Here is a 22,635-nt window from a genome sequence, read left to right as displayed (position 1 = left end):
GGCGGGCAACAACGGTCGTCCTGCACAAAAGCCGAGAGGCCGGATATGAGCGAGACCAGCCGGACCGTCACGGAGGCCGACGACGCCTCCGTGATCGAGCGGTCCCGGCGAGAGCCCGAGATGTTCGCCGAAGTGTTCCGTCGGCACGCATCCGACATCAAGCGGTACGCCACCCGCCGCCTGGGCGCGGACGCCGCCGAGGACGTCGTCGCCGAGACCTTCCTGGCGGCGTTCCGACAGCGGGACCGGTACGACCTGTCCCGGTCCAGCGCGCGTCCCTGGCTGTACGGCATCGCGACCAACCGGATCGGACGCCACCAGCGCACGGAGGTGCGGCAGCTGCGCGCCCTCGAACGGACCGGGATCGACCCGGTCACCGATCCGTTCGTCCGCTCCGACGAGCGGGTGAGTGCGATGGCCGTACGGCAGAGCCTGGCCGCCGCCCTGAGGAGGTTGCCCGCCGGTCATCGCGACGCGCTGTTGCTGGTGACCTGGGGCGACCTCGGCTACGAGGAGACCGCACAGGCCCTCAGGGTGCCGATCGGAACGGTGCGCTCCCGCGTCAACCGGGCCCGGAAGAAGCTACGCGCGGAACTCGGCGGCGCCGATCCCACTTCTGTCAGCGAGGAATTCGATCATGGATGAGATGGCCCAGCTGAACCTGCTGCGCTCGGAGGTGCCCCGGCCCGTCCCGACGGACCTGCGCGCCGAGGAAGAGCGCCTGCTGGCCGAGATCGCCACCCCGGCCTCAGGCCGCCCGGCCCGCCGGAGGGGGGGTGTATCCCGTCCCCGGTTGATCGGCCTGAGCGGCCTCGCGACCGGGCTGGCCGCCGCGGCGGTCGCCGGGATCGCGCTCTCCGGCGGTGGTGCGAGTCACCCCGGGACGGTGTACACGCCCCAGGCCGTGCCGGTGGCGGTGGTGCAGACCCTCGACCGTGCCGCCGACGCGGCGTCCAGACAGCGTGAGCTGCATCCCAAGCCCGGCCAGTTCCTGGTCTTCGAGTCGCAGGCCGAGGAGAGCACGGATTCGAACTCCAAAGAGCACGGTTACTCCCGCTACCTGAGCTGCTCCCGCCGGAAGATCTGGCTGCCCGTCGAGGGCCTGGCCACGGGCGGCGTCCTGTCGGAGGTCGTCCTGCCGCCCAAACAGTACGGGAGCTGGCCGATACCGCCGGAGGCCAGGAAGACGGTCGGAACGTCGGGACCGATGAAGGCGGCCGACTTCGACAACAGGGCCGAGTACCTGCGCTCCGACTTCGCCTACCTGAGCCGGCTCCCGGCCGACCCGAAGGGCATGCGTGCGCACCTGTACTCGCATCTGAAGGAGAGGACCGCCGAGGCCGACACGGAGGCGTGGTCGCGCGTCGGCGGACTGCTCACGGAGGCGTACATGCCGGCCGCCCAGCGCGCGGCGCTGTTCCGGGCCGCCGCGACCATCCCCGGAGCGGAGGCCGTCGGGTCGGCCGAGGACGCCGCAGGCCGCAAGGGCATCGCGGTCGCCAGGGTCGAGCCGGCTCTGGGAGAGCGGGCGGAGTACATCTTCGACCGCCGGACCTACACGCTCCTCGGCGTCCGGACCGTGGTCGTGGACGCAAAGAAGGCGCAGGCTCCCGTCGGGACCGTCGTGGAGTCGACGGCTCAGCTGAAGGTGACGGTCGCGGACAGCGCGCCGAAGGTCACGGGCGGCTGACGAGGACGGGCTCGGTCTCGGCGCCGATCGTGCGGGTGCGGCCGGCGCCGAGACCGGGCACGACCAGGGCGAGCATCGCGACCAGCATCATGATGGAGGGAACGCTCCAACCATGGGTGGCGTCGTGCACCGCGCCGATGGCGAGCGGTCCGAGGGCGGCGATCACGTAGCCGACGCCCTGCGCCATCCCGGACAGCTGGGCCGCGACGTGCGCGTCGGGGGCGCGCAGGCCGATGAACGACAGGGCGGTGGCGAAGCCGATCCCCTGCCCGAGGCCGAGCACGATGATCCACAGCCAGACCGAGCCGATCGGGGCCCAGGCGGTGCCGGCGAAGCCGACCAGGCCGAGCGCGGCGGTCAGCACGACCAGGGGCCGCTGGTCGCGCAGCCGGCGTTCGATCACCGGGACGGCCAGGGCGCCGACGGCCTGCAGGAGGCTGGTGACGCCGAGGGCGTACCCGGCCGCCGTCTCGCTCAGCCCCCGGTCCTGGCAGAGGGTCGGCAGCCAGCCGGAGACGACGTACGCCGTGAGCGACTGGATGCCCATGAACGCGGTGATCTGCCAGGCCAGCCCGGAACGCCACACCTGGGGCGAACCGGCGGCCGGCGGCACCGCCGCGACGGCCGTCCGGGCGCGGGGCAGCCAGGCGATCGCGGCCAGGGCGGCCGGGATCGCGAGGAGTGCGAGGGGAAGCCGCCAGGAGGACCCGGTGGCGTGCTCGATCGGTACCGCGACACTCGAGGAGACGGCCGCGCCGACGGTCACCGCGATCGTGTAGACCGACGTGACCGCCATGATCGCCTGCGGGTGGTCCCGCTTGATGATCGACGGGACGGCGATGTTGCCGACGCTGATCGCGATTCCGGCCAGGAGCGCCCCGCCGAACAGGGCGACCTGCGAGGGCAGCACGCGCACCAGCATCCCGACGACGAGCAGGAGCATGCTGGCGACCAGCAGGGGCTCCCCGCGCGGGGCACGTTTCAGCAGGGGGAGCACGAGCCCGAACGAGCCGAAGAACACCAGCGGGAGCGTGGTCAGCGCGCCGGCCGCCGCGCCCGACAGGTGCAGGTCATCCTGGATCTGGCTGAGCAGCGGGCCGACCGCGACGATGGCGGGCCGGAGGTTGAGCGCGACAAGGACGATCAGCGCGATTCCGGCGTACCGCCTCACAGGACCTCCTCCAGCGCACGAAGTGTCGGTTCGACGACGCGGGCCGCCGCGCTGCCGGCCGCGTCGGCGTCGCGCTCGGCGATCGCCTCCAGCACGGCGTGGTGCGGGGCGGGACCGCCCTCGGGCAGGTCGCGGTCCTCGCGAAGCGCGCTCAGCGACTCGCGCAGCCGGTGCCGGAAGAACCGGAACGCCTCGGTCAGCAGCGGGTTGCGGGCCGTCTCCGCGACGCCCAGGTGGAACCGGGAGTCCGCCTCGCCGAAGGCCGCGGGATCCTCGGCGGCGTCGCGGTCGCGCAGGAGGGCTTCGAGACGCCGCAGGTCGTCGGGGGTTCGGCGCGTCGCCGCGAGTTTGGCCGCCTGGACGTCGTAGGCGAGCTGCACCTCGAACACGTCCCGCAATGACGCCCGCTCCATCCGCCGCAGCAGCGGCCGGGGGTCGGCGGCGCTGCGCACGTACGTCCCGTCGCCGCGCCGGACCTCCAGCACGCCGACGTGGCTGAGCGCCCGGATCGCCTCTCGTATGGCGGGTCGGCTGACGCGCAGCACGGCGCTGAGCTCATGCTCGCCGGGAATCCGGTCGCCGACCGCCCACGCGCCGGAGGCGACCTGCTCGTGCATCTGCTCGAGCACGGCATCGACGGCGGATCCTCGCGGGACCGGCTGCAGGGACACGCCCACTCCTTCTTACCTGCCAGATGTCAGACATCTACCGCCCCGACTCTACACGTTTGTGACGTGACGAAGCGGACGTGTGGGGCATCTAACTAAGTAGGTGACTCCTGGCCCAGGAGGCGGTTGCGATGACCAATGTCGAAGAGGCCGAACTTCCCCCATACCAACGGATCCCCAGCTCCCAGAGCCGCGCGCTCGCCACGGCCGTCCGGCTGGGGATCCGGCCCTTCTCCGGCCGCGTCAAAGGCGGGCCGAACGGGATCCGCCTGTGGCGCACCCTCCTGGGCGCGGGCTCGCACTGCCTGCGCGCCGATCCGCGCGTCATCGTCGAACCGCTCAACGATCCGTGCCTGGAGATCCCCGAGATACGGCGCCCGGTCCGGGGCGAGTGGCTCCGCCCGCCCGGCGGCGACACGAGCCACGGTGTGGTGCTCTATCTGCACGGCGGGGCGTACGCGATCTGCTCTCCGCGGACCCACCGGGTGATCACCACCCGCCTTGCCATGGACACGGGCATGCCGGTGCTCGCGCCGCGCTACCGGCAGGCTCCCGAGCATCCGTTCCCGGCGGCGTTCGAGGACGCCCTGGACGCGTACCGCCTGCTGCTCGCCCGCGGCCTGCCGCCCGAGCGGATCACCGTGGTCGGGGACTCCTCGGGCGGGCACCTGGCCGCCGCCCTGGCCGGCGAGGCGTGCCGCACGGACCTGCCGGCGCCCGGCGGGGTCGTGCTCTTCTCCCCCTGGATCGACCTGACCGGCGAACTGGCGACGACCTCGCCGATGCTGCGCCGCGATCCCTTCATCGTCCCGGCCGTCGCGACGCGGTTCGGCCGGCTGTACGTGGGGGCCGGAGATTGGACCGATCCAAGACTGTCGCTGCTCACCTGCGCGAGCGCCGACCTGCCCCCGTTCCTCATCCAGGTCGGCGGCATCGAGGTGCTGCGGGACGAGGCGGAGAGGTTCGCCGACGTGCTGGCCGAGGTGGGAGCCGACTACCGGCTCCAGGTCTGGCCCGGGCAGATGCACGTCTTCCAGATGTTCAACCGGCTGATCCCCGAGGCCGACGAGGCGATGCGGGAGGCCGCCCGCTTCATCCGCCGCGCGGTCGACCACGGGTCGGTCCCGGAGGCCGCCTGACGCGCCGTCCGGCCGCCGCGCGGACGGCGGCCGGACGGCGGACGTCCTTCAAGCGGCGGTCAGCCCGATCGCACTCCTGGCCGCCGCGAGCGTCGGCTCGGCCAGGGCGCGGGCCTGCTCCGCCCCGGCGCGCAGGACCGTCTCCAGTCCGGCGCGGTCGGCGGCGATGGCGCCGTACCGCTTCTGCATCGGCTCGAGCAGCGCGATCACGGCCTCGGTGGTGTCCCTCTTCAGTGCGCCGTACGAGGTGTACGACAGTGCCTCGACCGGCACGTCCGTGCACGCGGACAGGATGTCCAGAAGGTTCGACACGCCCGGCTTGCGCACCTGGTCGTACGCCACCTCCGAGCCGGAGTCGGTGACCGCCCGCATGACCTTGCGCCGGACGACGTCGACGGGGTCGAGCAGGTAGATCGTCCCTGGGGAGTCGACCGACTTGCTCATCTTGCGCGACGGCTCGGCCAGGTCCATGACGCGGGCCGCCGTCGCCGGGTGCACCGCACGCGGCAGCGTGAACACCGGGCCGTACTGCCGGTTGAAGCGCTCGGCCAGGTCACGGGTCAGCTCGACGTGCTGGGACTGATCCGCGCCGACCGGCACCTCGGTCGCCTGGTAGAGCAGGATGTCGGCGGCCATCAGCGCCGGATAGGTGAGCAGCGACAGGCGTACGGCCTCCTGGCTCGCGGACTTCTCCTTGAACTGGATCATCCTGTGCATCTCGCCGTAGTAGGCGGTGCTCTCCAAGAGGTACGACAGCTCCGTGTGGGCGGGGACCGCGCTCTGCCGGAAGAACACGCACCGGGCCGGGTCGATCCCGGCGGCGACGGCCAGCCCGGCGAGCTCCAGCGCTCGCTCGTTCAGCAGCGCGGGGTCGTGCGGGGTCGTGAGAGCGTGCAGGTCGGAGATCCCGTACACGTGGTCCGTACGGGACGCGTCCGGGGTGAGCCGCCGCGCGGACGGGCGCAGCGCCCCCAGCAGGTTGCCGAGGGTCGGGCGACCGGACGGGGTGAAGAGACTGAGAACGCGGGTCACGGTGACTCCTTGGAACAGAGCCCGCCTCGCCGGCGCATGCGAAACGGCCGCCGAGGCGGCGGCCGTTGGATGGAACGCAAGGACAGGTCGGCCGCCGTCAGGCGGCCCACCAACTGCTACTGAGCGGTCCTCGCACGTCGTCAGTTTAACCCACCGGAAACGTCGGACCCCGGTGCGACCATCGAGATATGAGCGAAATTGTCACGCTGGCCGCTTCGGGACCGTTCGCCCTGGCGGCGAGTGTCCGGTTCCTCGAGGGGTTCACGCCGGCGGGGCGGCCGGACGCGGGTCGCCACCGTGGCACGCTGGCGCTGGCCTTCCCCGCCGCGCCGTCGTGGCGCCCGGTGGGCGTGCGGCTCCGGCAGGAGGGTGACACGGTCCTCGCCGAGATCGACGCGCACCCCGACGACGTGGGGCCGGCCGCCGAGCACGCCCGGCGGATTCTGTCGCTGGACGTCGACGGCACGGGCTTCGCGTCCATCGACGACCCGCACGTGGCCGCGCTGCGGCAGCGGTATCCAGGTCTGCGGCCGGTGCTGTTCCACTCGCCGTACGAGGCGGCCTGCTGGAGCGTGATCGGGCACCGCATCCGCATCATCCAGGCGGCCGCCATCAAGCAGCGCATGGCGGAGCGCCTCGGCGACGACGTCGGCGGGCTCGCGAGCTTCCCCGCTCCGGAGCGGCTGCTGGCCGTCACCGACGTGCCGGGGCTGCCGCCGGTCAAGATCGAGCGGCTGCACGGCATCGCCCGCGCCGCACTGGACGGCGACCTCGACGCCGACCGGCTGCGGAGCATGGAGATCGCCCGGGCCCTCGTCGAACTGCAGAAGATCCCCGGCATCGGGCTGTTCTCCGCGGAGCTCATCCTCATCCGGGGCGCCGGGCACCCGGACGTGTTCCCCGCCTCGGAACGCCGGCTGCACGACGAGATGGCCCACGAGTACGGCCTGCACGACCCCAGTCCGGCGCGGCTGGCGGCGATCGCGGAGGCCTGGCGGCCCTACCGGTCGTGGGTGGCCCTGCTGCTGCGCGCCCGGCGGGAGTCGGACACCTCCGAGATCGCCCGGGGCCGCCGCGTCACCCGCTGACAGACGAGGCGCTCGGACGTACCACCCCACCGCGTCACCCGCCGACGCGCTCCCGCGCCGAGACGTGCCAGAGACCGAGTGCGGCCGCGACGGTCGCCACGGCCTCGGCGACGGTCGTGACGACCTTCTCGGTGTACCAGACCGGCTCGTACATGTTCTGCAGCGGCCCGAGCGGGCCGACGTCGACGTACCGGTAGAGCAGCACGGCACCGAGCGCGCTCGCCGCGACCAGGAAGGCGATCGCGTACGTGAGGCGGGTCGCGCGGACCAGCACCAGCACGGCGACGAGCGCGGCGACGACCCCCTGGACCCAGAAGAGCGTGCCCTCGGAGAGACCGCCGCCGGACGACCCCATGTTCCCGGCCAGGTGGAAGTGGATGTACGCGTCGACCGCGAGCCCCGCGACGACGAGGAGACGAAGTATCAGACCCATACCCGAATCACCGTTCGCGAGGTCGCTCCGGTTCAATACCCGGCCGAAAAAGTCGCGATCTCGTGGGTTCAGCCAGCGCCGAGTTCGCGGCCGCGGTCGCGGGCGGCCTCGATGGCCTCGATGACGGCGGCGCGCACGCCGTGGCGCTCCAGCTCGCGGATGGCGGAGATCGTCGTGCCCGCGGGCGAGGTCACCGCCTCGCGCAGCATGACCGGGTGGTCGCCGGAGTCCCGCAGCATGACCGCCGCACCGACCGCGGACTGGATCACCATCTCGAGCGCGGCCGCGCGCGGCATGCCGAGCAGGATGCCCGCGTCGACCATCGCCTCGACGAGGTAGTAGAAGTACGCCGGGCCGCTGCCGGACAGCGCGGTCGCGGCGTCCTGCAGCGACTCGGGGATGCGCAGCACCTTGCCGACCGGGGTCAGCAGCTCCTCGGTCAGCTTGAGGTGCTCCTCGCCCGCGTGCGTGCCGGCGGAGATCACGCTCATCGCCTCGTCGACGTGGACGGGCGTGTTGGACATGACGCGGACGACCGCGACGTCCTCCGGCAGGCGCTCTTCGATGAAGGCGGTCGGGATGCCGGCGGCCAGGGAGATGACCAGTCGCCCGGCCGGGACGTGGTCCGTCAGCTCCGCGAGCAGCGTGTCCATGTCCTGCGGCTTGACGGCGAGGACGAGGGTGTCCGCGGTCGCCGCGGCCTCGGCGTTGGTGGCCACCTGGACGCCGTACCGCTCGCGCAGCAGCGCACCGCGCTCCTCACGCCGCGTCGTCACCATCAGCTCGGACGGCTTGCGCCCCGCCCGTAGCACTCCGGACAGCAGTGCCTCGCCCATCTTGCCGGCACCGAGAATCGCGATCATCTTTGTCAGCCTCCCCGTCTCCCAGAGCGTACCGAGCCGCACGACCCCGGTCCGAACCCTCCCAGCCGCCCGGCCGCGGGCGGAGGGCGTCGCGGCTGCCGCTTCGAGGACACGGCGACCACCGGAGATCATCGACCACTCGGCGCACCCGCCCGGATACGTCCCGAATTCACCGGAAAGGATCCGGCTCCTGCGACCAATTCTCTGTGACCGATGTTGTCCATGAGAATCGAGTCGTTGGATGAGAAGACTCAGAGCGGGCGTGGCGATCACCGTCGCCGGTGCCGTGGTCGCCGGGGTCCCGGTCACCGCGCACGCCGCGCCCGCCGTCCGTACCACGACCACCCCCAAGACCACGGCGGCCTCGCGGCTTCCCGCAGACCGGTCGTGGAAGGTCACACTGATCACCGGGGACGTCGTCGAGGTACGGACCGTCAGGAACCGCCCCTCGCTGGTCTCGGTGAAGCCGGGCGCGGGCCGGGAGAAGATCCCGTTCGTCAAGGACATCCGGCCGGACGGGACGATTCGCGTCACCCCGCTGGACGTCCGGTCCAGGGTCGGGACGGTCTACGACCCGGCGCTGTTCGACGTCACGACGTTGATCGAGGACGGCGACGACGACGCCAGATCCTCCACGCTGCCGCTCATCGTGCGTGGCGGAGCGAGCGTGCGGGCGCTCGCCTCCGGCCACCGCAGCCTGAGCAGCATCGGCGCGACCGCGGTGCGCCAGCCCAAGGGCAACGGACCGGCACTCGCGCGCAGCGCACCGGCCGAGGGCGTCACGCGCATCTGGCTGGACCGCAAGGTCCGCGCCCAGGCGCTCGATCACAACCTCCAGCAGATCGGCGCCCCCACCGCCTGGAAGGCCGGTGCGACCGGCAAGGGCGTCAAGGTCGCCATCCTCGACACCGGCGTCGACGCCACCCACCCCGACCTGAAGGGCCGGATCGCCGAGCAGAAGAACTTCAGCCAGGCGAAGGACACCGTCGACCACGTCGGCCACGGCACCCACGTCGCCGCCACGATCGCGGGCACCGGGGCGTCCGCGAACGGCGAGCGCAAGGGCGTCGCCCCCGACGCGAACCTGCTCATCGGCAAGGTCCTCGGCGACGACGGCGGCGGCCGGGACTCCGACGTCATCGCCGGAATGGAGTGGGCGTCCGGCAAGGCGCGGATCGTCAGCATGAGCCTGGGCGGCTACAGCGAGGACCCGGCGAACGACCCGGCGGCCAAGGCCGTCGAGACGCTCACCGCCAAGAACAAGACGCTCTTCGTGATCGCTGCCGGCAACAGCGGCCCCTCCCCGGCCAGCATCGAGACGCCGGGCATCGCCCCCTCCGCGCTGACCGTCGGAGCCGTGGACGGTGCCGACAAGGTCGCCGACTTCTCCAGCCGTGGCGGCCCGGTGATGAAACCGGAGATCTCCGCACCGGGCGTCGACGTCATCGCCGCCCGCGCCAAGGGCACCGCGATGGGGACCGTCATCGACGCGCGGTACACCTCCGCCAGCGGCACGTCCATGGCCACTCCGCACGTCGCGGGGGCGGCCGCCGATCTCCTCCAGAAGCACCCGTCCTGGACGCCGGCGCGGCTCAAGGCGACGCTGGTCACCACGGCGCACCAGGCACCGGGGACCGTCTACCAGGTCGGCGCCGGCCGCCTCGACGTCGGCGTCGCCTCACGGGCGACCGTGGTCGGCGACCAGCCGACCGTCGCGTTCGGCTCGGTTCCGCGCGGGTCGACCAAGGCGCTCACCCAGCGGCTGAGCTGGACGAACAGCGGGTCCGCCGCCGCCACGCTCAAGCTCGCGGCCCAGCTGGCCTCCCCGGCCGGCAAGGCCGTGAAGGGCATCGGTCTCCCCGCCACGGTGAGCGTCCCGGCAGGCGGTTCCGCCTCCGTGACGCTGACGCTCGACCCGCGCGTCCTGACGACGGCGGGGGGCTACAGCGGCGCCGTCACCGCGACGGCGTCCGGGGTGGCGCTGCGGGTCCCGGTCGGCGTGGTCGCCGAACCGGAGACGCACACGCTGACGCTCAAGGCCACCCCCATCCCGGGCACCCCCGAGGGTGCGCTCGGCGGCAACGTCGGGGTCGTGAACCTCGACGACCCGGATCTGTACGACGGCGGCGTGGAGATCCCCGCCGACGGAGTCGCGCGGCTCACGGTCCCGGTCGGCCGCTATGCCGTCCTCGGCACGGTGGACGACACCACGAAGGGCAAGCAGCGGTCCGCGTTCACCGGCGACGCCGAGCTGACGGTGCACGGTGACACGACGCTGTCCCTCGACGCCTCGAAGGCCCGGCCGGTACGGCTGTCGGCCGCCGACGCGAAGATCGACCCGAGCGCCGCCCAGGGGCTCCAGGTGGAGCGCAGCGTCGGAGACGGCGGCGTCTGGGGCAGCGGCGTGAACGCCTTCGACGGGTCCCCGATGGTCTACAGCACGGCGGTCGGCGGCGTGCGCACCGGCACCTTCCGCGCGTACGCCTTCGCCCGGCTGACCGACGGCGGCAAGACCGTCTACGACCTGCTGCGGGACCTGGGTCCGAAGGTCCCGGCCGAGGTGAACTACACGGCTGCCGCGAAGGACCTCGCGCGGGTGAACGAGCGGTTCGGCGCCCTGAACGGCGACACGTCAAAGCCCGACGGCGAGAAGCGGTACGGCGTCACCCCGGGCGGCTTCCTGGCGACCGAGGCGGAGAGCAAGGTCCCCGCCGGGTCGACGCGCACCGACTACGTCACCGGTGTCGGGGGCGTGCGGTGGCTCGACGAGGCCTTCCCGCCGGATCTCGGCCAGGCGAGCTGGGTGACGCAGGTCCCGATCCGGCAGTACACCGCCGGGGAGACCTACACGAGCGCATGGGTCCGCCAGCCGTTCCGGCCGGGTCCGTACTCCGCGACGGGCGCCACGGCCAGTTTCTGCGCCCCCAGCGCGAGCACCCGGGCCCGCGGGAACATCCACGTCGAACTGGTCGACCTGCAGAACCTGCCGGATGGATTCGACTGCCTGACGGACGACGAGGACTGGGGCAAGGTCAGCTCTCGCACGATGAAGCTGTACGCCGGCGACAGGCTCGCCGGGACCGTCGCCGCTTCGCACGGCGACTTCAGCGCGCCGGCCGCGGCGGGCACCTACCGGCTCGTCTACACCGTCGACGCTTCCAAGGCGCTGTCCGTGTCGTCGAAGACGTCGACGACGTGGACGTTCCGCTCGAAGCCGGGTGAGACGCGGGTGCCGCTGCTGACGGTGGACTACGCGCTGCCGCTGGACCTGCTCAACCACCCGAACGGCGAGGTCGCCACCTTCACCGTCGCCCGCGTCAAGGGAGCCACCACCGCCAAGGCCGACGGCCTGAAACTGTGGACCTCCCTCGACGACGGCACGACCTGGCGACCCGCCACCGTCACCACCGGAACCGGCGGCAAGTACACCGCCGAACTTCCCAAGGTCACGAAGGGCCAGGGCGTGTCCCTGCGCGTCCAGGCCACCGACAACGGCGGCGGAAAGATCGACCAGACCATCATCCGCGCCTACACCGGCGGCTGATTCCGGCTGATCCGTTGAACCCGATCCGGTCCGCCGTACGTACGACGGACCGGTGAGACGGACCGTCCCGGTCGACAAACCGGGAACCGAAACCCGTCCATCGGGCAAGTACTAAATGGAACACCACGACGCCCCGGGCCTTCCGGCCCGGGGACGACGAACCGCCCCGCCCTGCCCGCACCTCCCAAAGTGCGTTATCCCCACGCGGCCGGGGCGGTTCGTCCTTTTCCGCTCAGGACTTCGAGGCGAGCGACCTCAGGAAGAAACCGACGTTGGCGGGCCGCTCGGCCAGCCGCCGCATGAGGTAGCCGTACCACTCCTCGCCGTAGGGGATGTAGACGCGGACCTGCCCGCCGAGCTCGGCCAGGCGCCGCTGCTCGTTCGGGCGGATGCCGTACAGCATCTGGTACTCGAAGGTGTCCGGCGTGCGCTCGTTCAGCACGGCGAGCGCACCGGCGATCTCGATGAGCCGCGGGTCGTGGGTGGCCAGCATCGGGTAGCCGCGGCCGGCCATCAGCACCCGCATGCACCGGACGTAGGACTTGTCGACGTCGTCCTTGCCGGTGAAGGCCGCCGAGTCGGGGGCGTTGTAGGCGCCCTTACACAGCCGCACCCGCGACCCCTCATGGGCGAGGTCGGCGCAGTACTCCTCGGCGCGGCGGAGATACGCCTGGATGACCGCCCCGGTGTCGGGGAAGTCCTGGCACAGCTCCTTCAGGATGCGCAGGGTGGAGTCGACCGTGGTGTGATCCTCCATGTCGAGGGTCACGGTCGTCCGGGCGTTGCGGGCGGCCGCGCAGATGCGCCGGGCGTTGTCCAGCGCCGTGCGCTCGCCGTCGTCGAGCAGCTGGCCGAGCGCGGTGAGCTTGACGGACACCTCGGCGCGGGCGCCGTACCCGGCCTCGGCGATCCGCTCGAGGAGGCGTTCGTACTCGGCGGTGATGGCCTTGGCCTGGACGGCCTCGACGGTGTCCTCACCGAGATGGTCGATGGTCACCAACAGCCCATCGGAGATGAGCCGGTCGGTGCCCTCAAGAACGTCGGCGGAGGTCTCCCCCGCGACGAACCGGCGAACGACGCTTCTGCTGTACGGCGCGGTCTCGACGATCCGGCGTACGCCGCCGCTGCGCGAGGCGGCCAAGAGAGCCTGGCGGAGCAAGCTTCCCCCTCTCCCAAGGGACCACACTGTCCCGATCGCCCATCAGGCTATGCCAGCCGCGATCGACCTGGTCACAGTGGATCACCCCCGGGGCCGGCCGGTCGTCAGGGCGTGCGGCGGCGGAGGGTGGCGGCGCCCAGCAGCAGCCCGAGGACGGTGCAGCCGGCGACGACCGCGGTGTCGCGCAGCAGCGTGCCGGTGAGGCCGGCCTGTCCGGTCAGCTCCCGCATCGCCTCGACGAGGTACGACAGCGGCAGCGCGTCGGCGATCCACCGCAGCGCCGTGGACATCTGGTCGCGCGGCACGAACAGCCCGGCCAGCAGAAGCTGCGGCAGGACGAACGCCGGCATGAACTGGACCGCCTGGAACTCCGTGCGCGCGAACGCACTGGCGAGCAGCCCGAGCGCCACGCCGAGCAGCGCGGCGAACAGGGTCAGCGCGAGGAGCGTCCACACCGAGCCGCGGAGGTCGAGGCCGAGCCAGGTGAGCGCGACGGCGGAGACGACCCCCACCTGAACGAGGGCGGTGAGACCGAAGGCGAGTGCGTACCCGAGGAGCAGGTCCAGCCGGCCGAGCGGCATCGTCATCAGCCGCTCCAGCGTGCCGCTGGTCCGCTCCCGCAGGGTGGCGATGCTCGTGACGATGAACATGACGGTGAAGGGGAAGATGGCCAGGAGCATCGGCCCGTACCGGTCGAACGCCTGCGGCCGGTCGAGTACGTAGCGCAGCAGGATCATCAGCAGCGTGGGGACACCGACGATCAGCCCGAGCGTGCGATGGTCGTGGCGCAGCTGGGTCAGGATGCGCCGCGCCGTCGCGAGCGTGATGGCCGGGCTCATGCCGCCACCTTTCCCCGCTGCTCGATGACCTTGAGGAACGCCTGTTCGAGGTCGTCGGCGCCGGTGCGCTCGCGCAGCGCGTCGGGGGTGTCGTCGGCGATGATCAGCCCCTCCCGCATGAGCAGCAGCCGCTCGCATCGGGCGGCCTCGTCCATGACGTGGCTGGAGACGAGCAGGGTCGTTCCCCGGCCGGCCAGCTCGTGGAAGAGCTCCCAGAGCTCGCCGCGCAGCACCGGGTCCAGCCCGACGGTGGGCTCGTCGAAGACGAGCAGCTCCGGCCGCCCGAGGAGGGCGACGGCGAGGCTGGCCCGGTTCAGCTGACCACCGGACAGGCTGGCGGCGACCTGGTCGCGGGCGCCGCCCAGGCCGACCTCCTCGGCGACCCGGTCCGCGTCGCCCCGGTCGGCGCCGAGCACCGCGGCGAAGTAGCGGAGGTTCTCCCGGACGGTGAGGTCGGCGTAGACGGCAGGGCTCTGGGTGGCGTAACCGACGCGGCGCCGCAGGTCGCGGTGGCCGGCCGGACGGCCAAGGACGGTGACCGTGCCGCTCTGGACGATCTGCACGCCGACGACGGCGCGCATGAGCGTGGTCTTGCCGCAGCCGCTCGGCCCGAGCAACCCGACGACGGAGCCGTGCGGCACCTCGAAGGTCAGGTCGTGCAGGACCGCCCGCCCGCCTCGGGCGACACGGAGGTCCCGGACCTCGATGGCATAATTCGTCATGTGTTGAATTTAAGTGCGTGCCACGGGACCGTCAAGGCGCGAAACGAAGGGTGACGGGGGTCAGCCGCCGAGGTAACACTGAAGGGTCGGCGCGAGCAGCGCCACGAGCTCCTCCTCGGTCGCCGACGCCATCGGCTCGATCTCCAGGACGTACCTCAGCATCGCGACACCCACCATCTGGGCCGCGGCCGCGGTGATGTTCAGGCGCGGCAGGCCGAGCGCGTCTCCGGCCCGGGCCAGGAGCGCGGTCGAGATGAACTCCCGGAGCAGCTCGGCGCCCTGCTCGGTCGTGGTGGCGGAGCGGATGATGCCGACGAACTGCGGTCGCAGCCGCGGATCCTCCCAGATCCGCAGGAACGTCCGGGTCAGCCGCTCGCCGAGCTCGTCCCTCGGTCCGTCCACCACCTGCCCCAAGACCATCGCGGGGTCGACGGGGAACTCCATCGCCGCCGCGAACAGATCCTCCTTGGCGCCGAAGAAGTGGTGGACCAGGGCCGGGTCCACTCCCGCCTCGCGGGCGATCGCCCGGATTGAGGCCTTGTCGTAGCCGCGCTCGCCGAACAGCACGCGCGCCGCCGCCAGGATGTCGTCCCGCGACGAGGACCGCCCCGGACGGCGCCCCGGACGGCGCGTCGGCGCCGTCATCCGCGCCCCGCGAGCCGGGCGCGGTCCGGGGCGGCCCGAACGCGCGAAACGGACACGACACGGTGCCCTTGGAGCACGCTGCCGTTCGGCGCCGCCCGTACGAGCCAAGCGGCCATGACGCGGCGCCCTTGGAGCAGGGTGCCGTTCGGGGCGGACCGTGCGGGCGACGGGGCCGCCGACGCGGTCACGAGGGCGTGACCTCGCCCTCGGAGTTCACCTGCCAGCTGCCGGCGTGAGCGGCCGCGGCCAGATGCAGGCGGGCGAACGCCAGCGACTCGGCGAGGTCGTCGGCCCGCTGGTCGCGGTCGACGGCACGGCGGGTGTTGATCTCGACGACGACCTGGCCGGTGTAGCGCTGGGCGGCCAGGCGCTCCAGCAGCTCCGCGCACGGCTGGTTGCCCCGGCCGGGGACCAGGTGCTCGTCGCGGTTGACGATGCCGATGCCGTCGGCGAGGTGAATGTGCGCCAGCCGGTCGCCGAGGTCGTCGGCCATGGCCAGCGGGTCGGACCCGGACACGGCGGCGTGCGAGAGATCGACCGTGACGTTGGGGTAGGGCAGGTCGACGGGGTTCCAATGCGGGGAGTACATCCCGACCTCGGCCGCCCGCGCGCGTACGGGGAACATGTTCTCCACCGCGAAGACGACGTCGGTCTCCTCCTGCATGCGGGCGAGCCCCTCCTCGAACTCGCGGGCGTACTCCCGCTGCCAGCGGAACGGGGGATGGACCACGACGATGTCGGCGCCGAGCTTCTCGGCGGCGTCCTTGGAGCGCATGAGCTTGCCCCAGGGCTCCCGCCCCCAGACCCGCTGGGTCAGCAGGAGGCAGGGCGCGTGGATCGACGTGATCGGGATCTGGTGATAGTCGGAGAGTCTGCGCAGCACATCGATGTCCTGGCTCGCCGGATCGGCGGTGACCATGATCTCGATGCCGTCGTACCCGAGGCGCGCGGCGAGGTCGAACGCGGCCGGCGTCTTCTCCGGGTAGACCGAGGCCGAGGACAGTACGATCGGCGCGTCGGGGACCTGGAGGACTTCTTCCACAATCGGCAAGCCTATGCGTTTCATCGCCTGGTCCGGCCAGCCGTCCCGGCGTCTACCGTGGAGGCGTGATCGCCGACGGAGCCATTGCCAGCCCCAACATCTGGAGCAGTCCCCAGGTCTATGAGCTCGAGAACCGCGCGGTCGACCCGGACGGCAGGATCGAGCGGGCCATGCGCGAGATCCGGCCGTGGGACGGCGCGGTCGTGCTCGACGTGGGCTGTGGCACCGGCTTCCACCTGCCCGCGTTCGCGCGGACCGCGGCGAAGGTCGTGGGCGTCGAACCGCACGCCGGCCTGGCCGGGCTCGCCCGCCGCCGCGTCGCAGGGGTCCCGAACGTCGCCGTACGCGTGGGCGCGGCCCAGTCGCTCCCCGTTCCCGACGCGTCCGTCGACGTCGTCCACGCCCGCTGGGCGTACTTCTTCGGGCCGGGCTGTGAACCGGGCCTGGCGGAGTTGCGCCGGGTCGTTCGACGCGGCGGCGCGGCGTTCGTCATCGACAACGACGCCACGCGGTCGACGTTCGGTACGTGGTTCCGGCGCTGGCTGCCGTCCTATGACCCCGACGCGGTCGAGCGGTTCTGGTCTCGGCATGGGTTCTCCCGTACGCCGCTGGGCATTCGCTGGCGGTTCGACGACCGCGCGGCCCTCGAGGCCGTACTGAAGATCGAGTTCCCGGCCGAGCTCGCCGCGGAGTTCCTCGGCGAGGTCGAGGGCTGTGAGGTCGACTACGCCGTCAACCTATGGTGGCGGCACTACTGACTGGTACCCGGATCAGTCGGCGGCTACGCGAGAGGCGCCGAGCACCGCGAGGACCCGGTCGGCGATGGCCTGCATGCCCTTGGCGTTGGGGTGGACCGGCGCGCCCGGGCTGGTGACCAGGATGCCCTCGACCCACCGGTCGGCGGCGCACATGTCGTGGCGCCGGGCGCTGGTGTAGGCGTCGACGAAGCCCGCGCCGCCGAGCCGGGCCTGCTCGGCGAGCATCGCGTTGAGGTGCCGCTCGAACCGGTCGAGGTACGGGATGTCGCCGGAGGCTGCGGGGACGGTCGGCCAGCATCCGGTGCGGGCGGGCAGCATCCGTGGATAGCCGACGACGAGGACGCGGGCGCGGGGCGCACGGGCGTGCACGGCCCGCAGGAGCGCGGCGATCTTGGGTGCGGTGGCGGCGATCCGCTCGTCGAGGGTCGCGCCGAAGTGCCGCGTGCAGGGCGCACCCTGGGGCTCGGCGATGCTGAGCGTCGCGCAGGTCAGGACGATGCGGCTGTAGCCGATGTCGTTGCCGCCGATGCCGATCGTCACCAGCGCGGTGTCGCGGGTCACGGCGTCGAGTTGCGGAGCGTTGTGGCCGAAGAGGACGGGCTGGGACCGGGTCATGTCGTCGGTCGTGGCGCCGCTGCAGCTCACGTCCGTGAAGGCGGCGGGCTCGAACATCCGCGCCACGAGCGACGGATAGTTGTGGTCGGAACGCAGGCAGGCGATCGGGGTGCCGTGCCGGTGCGGGATGAAGGGCCCGGCTGTGAACGAGTCGCCGAGCGCGACGTAGCGGCCGGCGGCCGCCCGCGCCGGGCCGCCCATGACGAGCGCCGGAACCAACGACACGAGCGCCATCCACGTGCGCATCGCACCCTCCCCTGCCTCTCTGCCGCCAGTAAGACCTCGCGGACAGGCTCCGTCAACACCCTTGTCCGAAGTCGGTCGGTGACTACTATGTCACCCACGGTCACCAAGGTCACTCTCATTTGTCGGCGGCGGGCCGTACAGTCGCGGGCATGGCGAAAAGCGTGAAGCAGGCGTACCGCTGTGCCGAGTGTGGCTGGCAGGCCTCCAAGTGGGTCGGGCGCTGCGGGGAGTGCCAGGCGTGGGGCACCGTCGAGGTGGCGGGAGCGGCCAAGCCGGCGCGGGTCGTGACGCCGGGCCCGGTGAGCGCGCCGGCCCGCCCGATCGGCGAGGTGGACGTGCAGGCCTCGCAGACCACCGCGACCGGGCTCGACGAGTTCGACCGCGTGCTGGGCGGGGGCCTGGTGCCGGGCGCGGTGCTGCTGCTGGCCGGCGAGCCCGGCATCGGCAAGTCCACGCTGCTGCTGGAGGTCGCGGCCCTGCACGCCGACCGCGGCACCGCGCTGTACGTCACGGGCGAGGAGTCGGCGGAGCAGGTGCGGCTGCGCGCCGACCGGATCGGCGCGATCGCCGACCGGCTCTACCTCGCCGCCGAGACCGACCTCGCCGCCGTCCTCGGCCAGATCGACGCCGTCAAACCCGAGCTGATCGTCGTCGACTCGATCCAGACGGTCGGCTCGGCCGAGATCGACGGCGCCGCCGGCGGGGTCAGCCAGGTCCGGGAGGTCGCCGCCAACCTGATCCGGGTCGCCAAGGAGCGCGGCATCACCACGATCGTCGTCGGCCACGTGACCAAGGACGGCTCGATCGCCGGCCCACGCGTCCTGGAGCACCTCGTCGACGTCGTGCTCTACTTCGAGGGCGACCGGCACAGCCGGCTGCGCATGATCCGCGCGGTGAAGAACCGCTACGGCCCGACCGACGAGCTGGGCTGCTTCGACCTGTCCGAGATGGGGATCATCGGCCTCGCCGACCCCAGCGGCCTGTTCCTGACCCGCCAGGAGAAACCCGCGCCGGGCACCTGCGTCACGGTCACGCTGGAGGGCCGGCGTCCGCTGGTGGCGGAGGTGCAGTCGCTGGTCGCGCCCTCGCCGCTGGCCAACCCGCGGCGCATGACCTCCGGGCTCGACTCGTCCCGGGTCGCGATGATGCTGGCGGTGCTGCAGCGCCGCTGCCGGGTCAAGCTGCACGACCGCGACGTGTACGCCGCGACGGTCGGCGGCGTGCGGCTCAGCGAGCCGTCCGTCGACCTGGCCGTGGCGCTCGCCGTCACCGGCGCGGCCAACGACGCCACACTCCCCTCCGACCTGGTCGTCTTCGGCGAGGTCGGGCTGGCCGGCGAGGTCCGGGGCGTGCAGGCCGCCAAGCGCCGGCTCTCCGAGGCCTCCCGGCTCGGCTACCGGCGCGCCATCGTGCCCGGAGGGTCACTCGACCCGACGGCCGGCCGTACGACTGGCACGATCGTGACGGATGAGGGTATGCAAGTGGCAGAAGTGGATGACGTGTGGTCGGCCCTCGACATCGCGTTCGCGGCCGTGAGCGCGGACGCATGAGGCCGGGCCGTCCGCCGTCGAGCGAGGGGAGCGGGTCGGCTTTCCGCGTTCACCGATAAACTGACCGCCGTCCAGCGACCTCCGGGGGTCACGTGCCAGCAACAGACAAGGGCAGAGACGAGCGACGCCGCGCAACCCTTGCCGCCATCGCTCCGGGTACGCAGCTCCGCGACGGGCTGGAACGCATCCTTCGCGGCCACACCGGCGCGCTCATCGTGATGGGTTACGACCGCGTCGTCGCGGGCCTGAGCACGGGCGGGTTCGAGCTCGACGTCGAGTTCTCCTCCACCCGGCTGCGCGAGCTCGCCAAGATGGACGGCGCGATCGTCATCGACGCCAACTGCACCCGCATCGTGCGCGCCGGCGTGCACCTCATGCCGGATCCGACGATCCCGACCGAGGAGTCCGGCACCCGCCACCGCACGGCCGAGCGCGTCGCCCGCCAGAGCGGTTACCCGGTGCTGTCGGTCAGCCAGTCGATGCGGATCATCGCCCTCTACCTCGACGGCCACCGCTACGTCCTGGAGGACTCGGCCGCCATCCTGTCCCGCGCCAACCAGGCCCTCGCCACGCTCGAACGCTACAAGCTGCGGCTCGACGAGGTGGCCGGCACGCTGTCGGCGCTGGAGATCGAGGACCTCGTCACCGCCCGCGACGTCAGCGCGGTGGTGCAGCGGCTGGAGATGGTCCGCCGCATCGCCGACGAGATCAACGGCTACGTCGTCGAGCTGGGCACCGACGGGCGGCTGCTGTCCCTCCAGCTCGACGAGCTGGTCTCCGGCGTCGACGTGGACCGCGAGCTGATCGTCCGCGACTACCAGCCGGAGGATCACGCCCGGTCGGTCGCCGAGGTCCTCGCCGCGCTGAACCAGCTCTCGGCCTCCGAGCTCCTCGACCTGGCCACCGTGGCGGAGGTCCTCGACTTCGGCGGCAACGACCCGCTCGACACGCCGGTCAGCCCGAGGGGCTACCGCCTGCTCGCCAAGGTCCCCCGCCTGCCGAGCCTGCTCGTCGAGCGCCTCGTCGAGCACTTCGGCGGCCTGCAGAAGCTCCTCGCCGCCAGCATCGACGACCTGCAGTCGGTCGGCGGCGTCGGCGAGTCCCGCGCCCGCAGCGTCCGCGAGGGCCTGTCCCGCCTGGCCGAGTCCTCGATCCTCGAGCGCTACGTCTAGGCGTTCTCTCCCGCCAGGTCGGCGGGAGAGAACGCCTAGCGCAGGCGGAACACCTGGCTCCGCGTCCGCACCCCGCGGCCCTTGGCCGTGACGACGTAGGTCCCCGGCCGTGCGCGGGAGTCACCGCCGCAGCGTGTGCGATCCCAGTCGACGTCCGCGATGTACGGAACGCCGCGCCGGAGGAGCTGAAGGTCGGACGCCGGGCCGTCCGCGCACCGGTCGGACGACCACACCGGATCGGCGCCCGAGGTGATCCGGAGCCGCAGCGCCTTCGCGCCGACGTCGAACGTGCAGGCCCGCCGGCCGGCGTTCACCACACTGAGCCGGAATCGCGGGTGTTCCTTGCTCTTGTACAGGTCCTTGGTCGGCGCCAGCCCGACGACGACGTCCGCGTCATCGCAGCGATCCCCACTGCGTGGCTTCACGCCCGGCACGGCCGTGGGCGTGACCGTGACCGTCACGGTCGCGGCCGGAGTCGCCGCGGTCGCCACCGGGGTGGCCGTGACCGGCAGCGGGGTCATCGTGGCGGCGGCGTTGCGCACCTGGGCCGTCGACTTCTTGTGGTCGGGACCCGAGCAGGTCCACGCCATCAGGCCGATGGCGGTGATCCCCCCGGCGAGAACGTAGACCCGGCGGCGCCAGTAGGCGTCCGCCTCCCCCAGGTCCCGTTGCGTGTCGGAGTCCATACGCTCAGTATCCTTTTTCGATCAATGCGCGGTGCCGCGACCCGCCGTGTCAGGATCGAATCACCATGCACCGACCTACCTACGCCGAACCCATCCTCAGCTGGTATGCCGAGCACGCACGGGACCTGCCCTGGCGCCGCCCGGACGCCTCTCCGTGGGCGGTCCTGGTCAGCGAGATCATGCTGCAGCAGACCCCGGTGTCCCGGGTGCTGCCCGCGTACGAGGCGTGGCTGACCCGGTGGCCCACGCCCGCGGCGCTGGCGGCCGAGCCGCCCGGCGAGGCCGTCCGCGCCTGGGGACGGCTCGGTTACCCCCGTCGCGCGCTGAACCTCCACGCGAGTGCCCGCGCGATCGTCGATCGCCACGACGGGCGGGTGCCGTCGGCGTACGACGACCTGCGCGCTCTGCCGGGCGTGGGCGCCTACACGGCCGCCGCGGTGGCGAGCTTCGCCTACCGGCAGCGGCACGCCGTCCTGGACACCAACGTGCGCCGGGTGCTGGCCCGGGTGGTCACCGGCGTGGAGTACCCGCCGAAGGCCCAGACCGCCGCCGAGGTGCGCCTCGCCGAGTCGCTGCTGCCGCCGGACGCCGAGACGGCCGCGACCTGGGGCGTGGCCGTGATGGAGCTGGGGGCGCTCGTGTGCACGGCCCGTGCTCCGCGCTGCGCCGACTGCCCGGTGACCGCCTCGTGCTCCTGGCGGCTGGCCGGCAAGCCCGCGTACGACGGTCCGGCGCGCAAGGGCCAGACGTACGCCGGGACCGACCGCCAGTGCCGGGGCCGCCTCCTCGCCGTTCTGCGGCACGCCAGCGGGCCCGTGGAGCGAGAGGCACTGGATGACGCGTGGGACGATGTGCGGCAGCGTGAGCGCGCCCTCGCGTCGCTCATCGAGGACGGCCTCATCGACCCCCTCGACGACGGCCGCTTCGCCCTCCCCCGCTGAGTCCTCGGAAACGGTGGCATCATGACCTGGACGGCACCGCAGATCACCCACGGGCCTGCTCCCATCGAGGCGCTGACGAGCGACGAGCCCGCGAACGCCGAAGCCTGGCTCGATCACCATCGGCGGACGCTGCTGTGGAAGTGCGCCGGGCTGACCGCCGAACAGCTCAAACGGCGCTGCATCGAGCCCTCGGACCTGTCACTGCTCGGTCTCGTCCGCCACATGGCCGAGGTGGAGCGCGACTGGTTCCGCCACCGGTTCGCCGGGGAGACACCCGGCTACCTGTACGTCACCGACGAGGACCTGAACGCCGAGTTCGACGTGGCCCCCGCCGACGCCGAGGCGGACCTGGACACCTATCTCTGCGAGATCGAGCTCGTCCGCCGGGCCATGTCCGGGCGTTCCCTCGACGAGACGTTCCTCGATCCGCGACGCGGCGTCGAGATGAGCCTCCGCTGGGTGTACACGCTGATGATCCAGGAGTACGCCCGCCACAACGGCCACGCCGACCTGCTCCGCGAACGCATCGACGGCGCCACCGGCCACTGACAGAGCGGGTGGCCGTCGAGGCTGCGACCCGGATCTACCAGGCGCCGGACCTGAGCATGCAAAACGCATGGCGATCATGCGGT

22 protein-coding genes are annotated in these 22,635 nt (G+C 72.1%); 10 read left to right on the top strand and 12 right to left on the bottom strand.

Annotated elements, in window-relative coordinates:
• The first annotated feature begins 45 nt into the window (after window positions 1–45).
• Complete coding sequence (locus NE236_RS05125) at window positions 46–645, top strand: RNA polymerase sigma factor (protein ID WP_252840634.1); 600 nt, start codon at window positions 46–48, stop codon at window positions 643–645.
• A complete protein-coding gene (locus NE236_RS05120) occupies window positions 638–1,690 on the top strand; it encodes a CU044_5270 family protein (protein ID WP_252840633.1) in 1,053 nt (350 codons plus the stop codon). Before NE236_RS05125 ends, NE236_RS05120 begins: the two co-directional genes overlap by 8 nt.
• Here NE236_RS05120 and NE236_RS05115 read toward each other — a convergent pair.
• Window positions 1,677–2,861 (bottom strand): CynX/NimT family MFS transporter, encoded by a 1,185-nt coding sequence (locus NE236_RS05115; RefSeq protein WP_252840632.1) that lies wholly within the window; start codon window positions 2,859–2,861, stop codon window positions 1,677–1,679. The two genes, NE236_RS05120 and NE236_RS05115, sit on opposite strands and share 14 nt — an antisense overlap.
• Entirely contained in the window at window positions 2,858–3,532 is a 675-nt protein-coding gene (locus NE236_RS05110) for a FadR/GntR family transcriptional regulator (protein WP_252840631.1), read from the bottom strand. Before NE236_RS05110 ends, NE236_RS05115 begins: the two co-directional genes overlap by 4 nt.
• Window positions 3,533–3,660: 128 nt before the next feature.
• On the opposite strand from NE236_RS05110, the gene NE236_RS05105 reads away from it, so the two are divergent.
• A complete protein-coding gene (locus tag NE236_RS05105) occupies window positions 3,661–4,668 on the top strand; it encodes an alpha/beta hydrolase (protein WP_252840630.1) in 1,008 nt (335 codons plus the stop codon).
• Window positions 4,669–4,716: 48 nt separating this feature from the next.
• Here NE236_RS05105 and trpS read toward each other — a convergent pair whose 3' ends face one another.
• Window positions 4,717–5,700: a tryptophan--tRNA ligase gene (gene trpS, locus NE236_RS05100; protein ID WP_252840629.1), complete on the bottom strand. Its 984-nt coding sequence runs from the start codon at window positions 5,698–5,700 to the stop codon at window positions 4,717–4,719.
• 188 nt (window positions 5,701–5,888) lie between these two features.
• On the opposite strand from trpS, the gene NE236_RS05095 reads away from it, so the two are divergent.
• On the top strand, window positions 5,889–6,788 hold the full coding sequence (locus NE236_RS05095; protein WP_252840628.1) for a DNA-3-methyladenine glycosylase family protein: 900 nt from the start codon (window positions 5,889–5,891) through the stop codon (window positions 6,786–6,788).
• Window positions 6,789–6,822: 34 nt separating this feature from the next.
• Here NE236_RS05095 and NE236_RS05090 read toward each other — a convergent pair whose 3' ends face one another.
• Together NE236_RS05090 and proC are read right to left on the bottom strand one after the other, a co-directional pair.
• Window positions 6,823–7,221 carry a hypothetical protein gene (locus tag NE236_RS05090; protein ID WP_252840627.1) on the bottom strand — a complete coding sequence of 133 codons (399 nt, stop codon included), beginning with the start codon at window positions 7,219–7,221 and terminating at the stop codon, window positions 6,823–6,825.
• A 68-nt stretch (window positions 7,222–7,289) separates the two neighbouring features.
• On the bottom strand, window positions 7,290–8,084 hold the full coding sequence (gene proC, locus NE236_RS05085; protein WP_252840626.1) for a pyrroline-5-carboxylate reductase: 795 nt from the start codon (window positions 8,082–8,084) through the stop codon (window positions 7,290–7,292).
• A 241-nt stretch (window positions 8,085–8,325) separates the two neighbouring features.
• Between proC and NE236_RS05080 the strand changes: the two genes are divergently transcribed.
• Window positions 8,326–11,628, top strand: coding sequence for a S8 family serine peptidase (locus NE236_RS05080; RefSeq protein WP_252840625.1), 3,303 nt, complete (start codon window positions 8,326–8,328; stop codon window positions 11,626–11,628).
• A 232-nt stretch (window positions 11,629–11,860) separates the two neighbouring features.
• On the opposite strand, the gene NE236_RS05075 is transcribed toward NE236_RS05080, so the two are convergent.
• The 5 genes from NE236_RS05075 to NE236_RS05055 all read right to left on the bottom strand — a co-directional run bounded on the left by NE236_RS05075 (window position 11,861) and on the right by NE236_RS05055 (window position 16,059).
• Window positions 11,861–12,787, bottom strand: a complete 927-nt coding sequence (locus NE236_RS05075; RefSeq protein ID WP_252840624.1) for a proline dehydrogenase family protein — start codon at window positions 12,785–12,787, stop codon at window positions 11,861–11,863.
• 104 nt (window positions 12,788–12,891) lie between these two features.
• Window positions 12,892–13,626, bottom strand: coding sequence for an ABC transporter permease (locus tag NE236_RS05070; protein WP_252840623.1), 735 nt, complete (start codon window positions 13,624–13,626; stop codon window positions 12,892–12,894).
• On the bottom strand, window positions 13,623–14,348 hold the full coding sequence (locus NE236_RS05065; RefSeq protein ID WP_252840622.1) for an ABC transporter ATP-binding protein: 726 nt from the start codon (window positions 14,346–14,348) through the stop codon (window positions 13,623–13,625). Before NE236_RS05065 ends, NE236_RS05070 begins: the two co-directional genes overlap by 4 nt.
• A 60-nt stretch (window positions 14,349–14,408) precedes the next feature.
• Window positions 14,409–14,993, bottom strand: coding sequence for a TetR/AcrR family transcriptional regulator (locus NE236_RS05060; protein WP_252840621.1), 585 nt, complete (start codon window positions 14,991–14,993; stop codon window positions 14,409–14,411).
• Window positions 14,994–15,177: 184 nt separating this feature from the next.
• Window positions 15,178–16,059 carry a sugar phosphate isomerase/epimerase family protein gene (locus tag NE236_RS05055; RefSeq protein ID WP_372494243.1) on the bottom strand — a complete coding sequence of 294 codons (882 nt, stop codon included), beginning with the start codon at window positions 16,057–16,059 and terminating at the stop codon, window positions 15,178–15,180.
• 146 nt (window positions 16,060–16,205) lie between these two features.
• Here NE236_RS05055 and NE236_RS05050 point away from each other — a divergent pair, with 146 nt between their 5' ends.
• A complete protein-coding gene (locus NE236_RS05050; RefSeq protein ID WP_252841138.1) occupies window positions 16,206–16,793 on the top strand; it encodes a class I SAM-dependent methyltransferase in 588 nt (195 codons plus the stop codon).
• A 12-nt stretch (window positions 16,794–16,805) separates the two neighbouring features.
• On the opposite strand, the gene NE236_RS05045 is transcribed toward NE236_RS05050, so the two are convergent.
• Window positions 16,806–17,654 (bottom strand): SGNH/GDSL hydrolase family protein, encoded by an 849-nt coding sequence (locus NE236_RS05045; protein ID WP_252840619.1) that lies wholly within the window; start codon window positions 17,652–17,654, stop codon window positions 16,806–16,808.
• Between the two features lie 149 nt (window positions 17,655–17,803).
• Between NE236_RS05045 and radA the strand changes: the two genes are divergently transcribed.
• Both radA and disA read left to right on the top strand, forming a co-directional pair.
• Window positions 17,804–19,204, top strand: a complete 1,401-nt coding sequence (gene radA, locus NE236_RS05040) for a DNA repair protein RadA (RefSeq protein ID WP_252840618.1) — start codon at window positions 17,804–17,806, stop codon at window positions 19,202–19,204.
• Window positions 19,205–19,296: 92 nt separating this feature from the next.
• Complete coding sequence (gene disA / locus NE236_RS05035) at window positions 19,297–20,376, top strand: DNA integrity scanning diadenylate cyclase DisA (protein WP_252840617.1); 1,080 nt, start codon at window positions 19,297–19,299, stop codon at window positions 20,374–20,376.
• Between the two features lie 35 nt (window positions 20,377–20,411).
• Here the strand turns inward: disA and NE236_RS05030 are convergent, their stop codons facing one another.
• Window positions 20,412–21,062 (bottom strand): hypothetical protein, encoded by a 651-nt coding sequence (locus tag NE236_RS05030; protein ID WP_252840616.1) that lies wholly within the window; start codon window positions 21,060–21,062, stop codon window positions 20,412–20,414.
• Between the two features lie 65 nt (window positions 21,063–21,127).
• Here NE236_RS05030 and NE236_RS05025 point away from each other — a divergent pair, with 65 nt between their 5' ends.
• Together NE236_RS05025 and NE236_RS05020 are read left to right on the top strand one after the other, a co-directional pair.
• Complete coding sequence (locus NE236_RS05025) at window positions 21,128–22,003, top strand: HhH-GPD family protein (protein WP_252840615.1); 876 nt, start codon at window positions 21,128–21,130, stop codon at window positions 22,001–22,003.
• 21 nt (window positions 22,004–22,024) lie between these two features.
• Window positions 22,025–22,552, top strand: coding sequence for a DinB family protein (locus NE236_RS05020; RefSeq protein ID WP_252840614.1), 528 nt, complete (start codon window positions 22,025–22,027; stop codon window positions 22,550–22,552).
• The last annotated feature ends 83 nt before the right edge of the window (window positions 22,553–22,635 follow it).

This window comes from Actinoallomurus purpureus, from assembly GCF_024055795.1.
GTDB classification, from domain to species: domain Bacteria; phylum Actinomycetota; class Actinomycetes; order Streptosporangiales; family Streptosporangiaceae; genus Actinoallomurus; species Actinoallomurus purpureus.
Note: the sequence above shows the minus strand (reverse complement) of the source record. Positions and strands in the feature narration are given on the sequence as shown.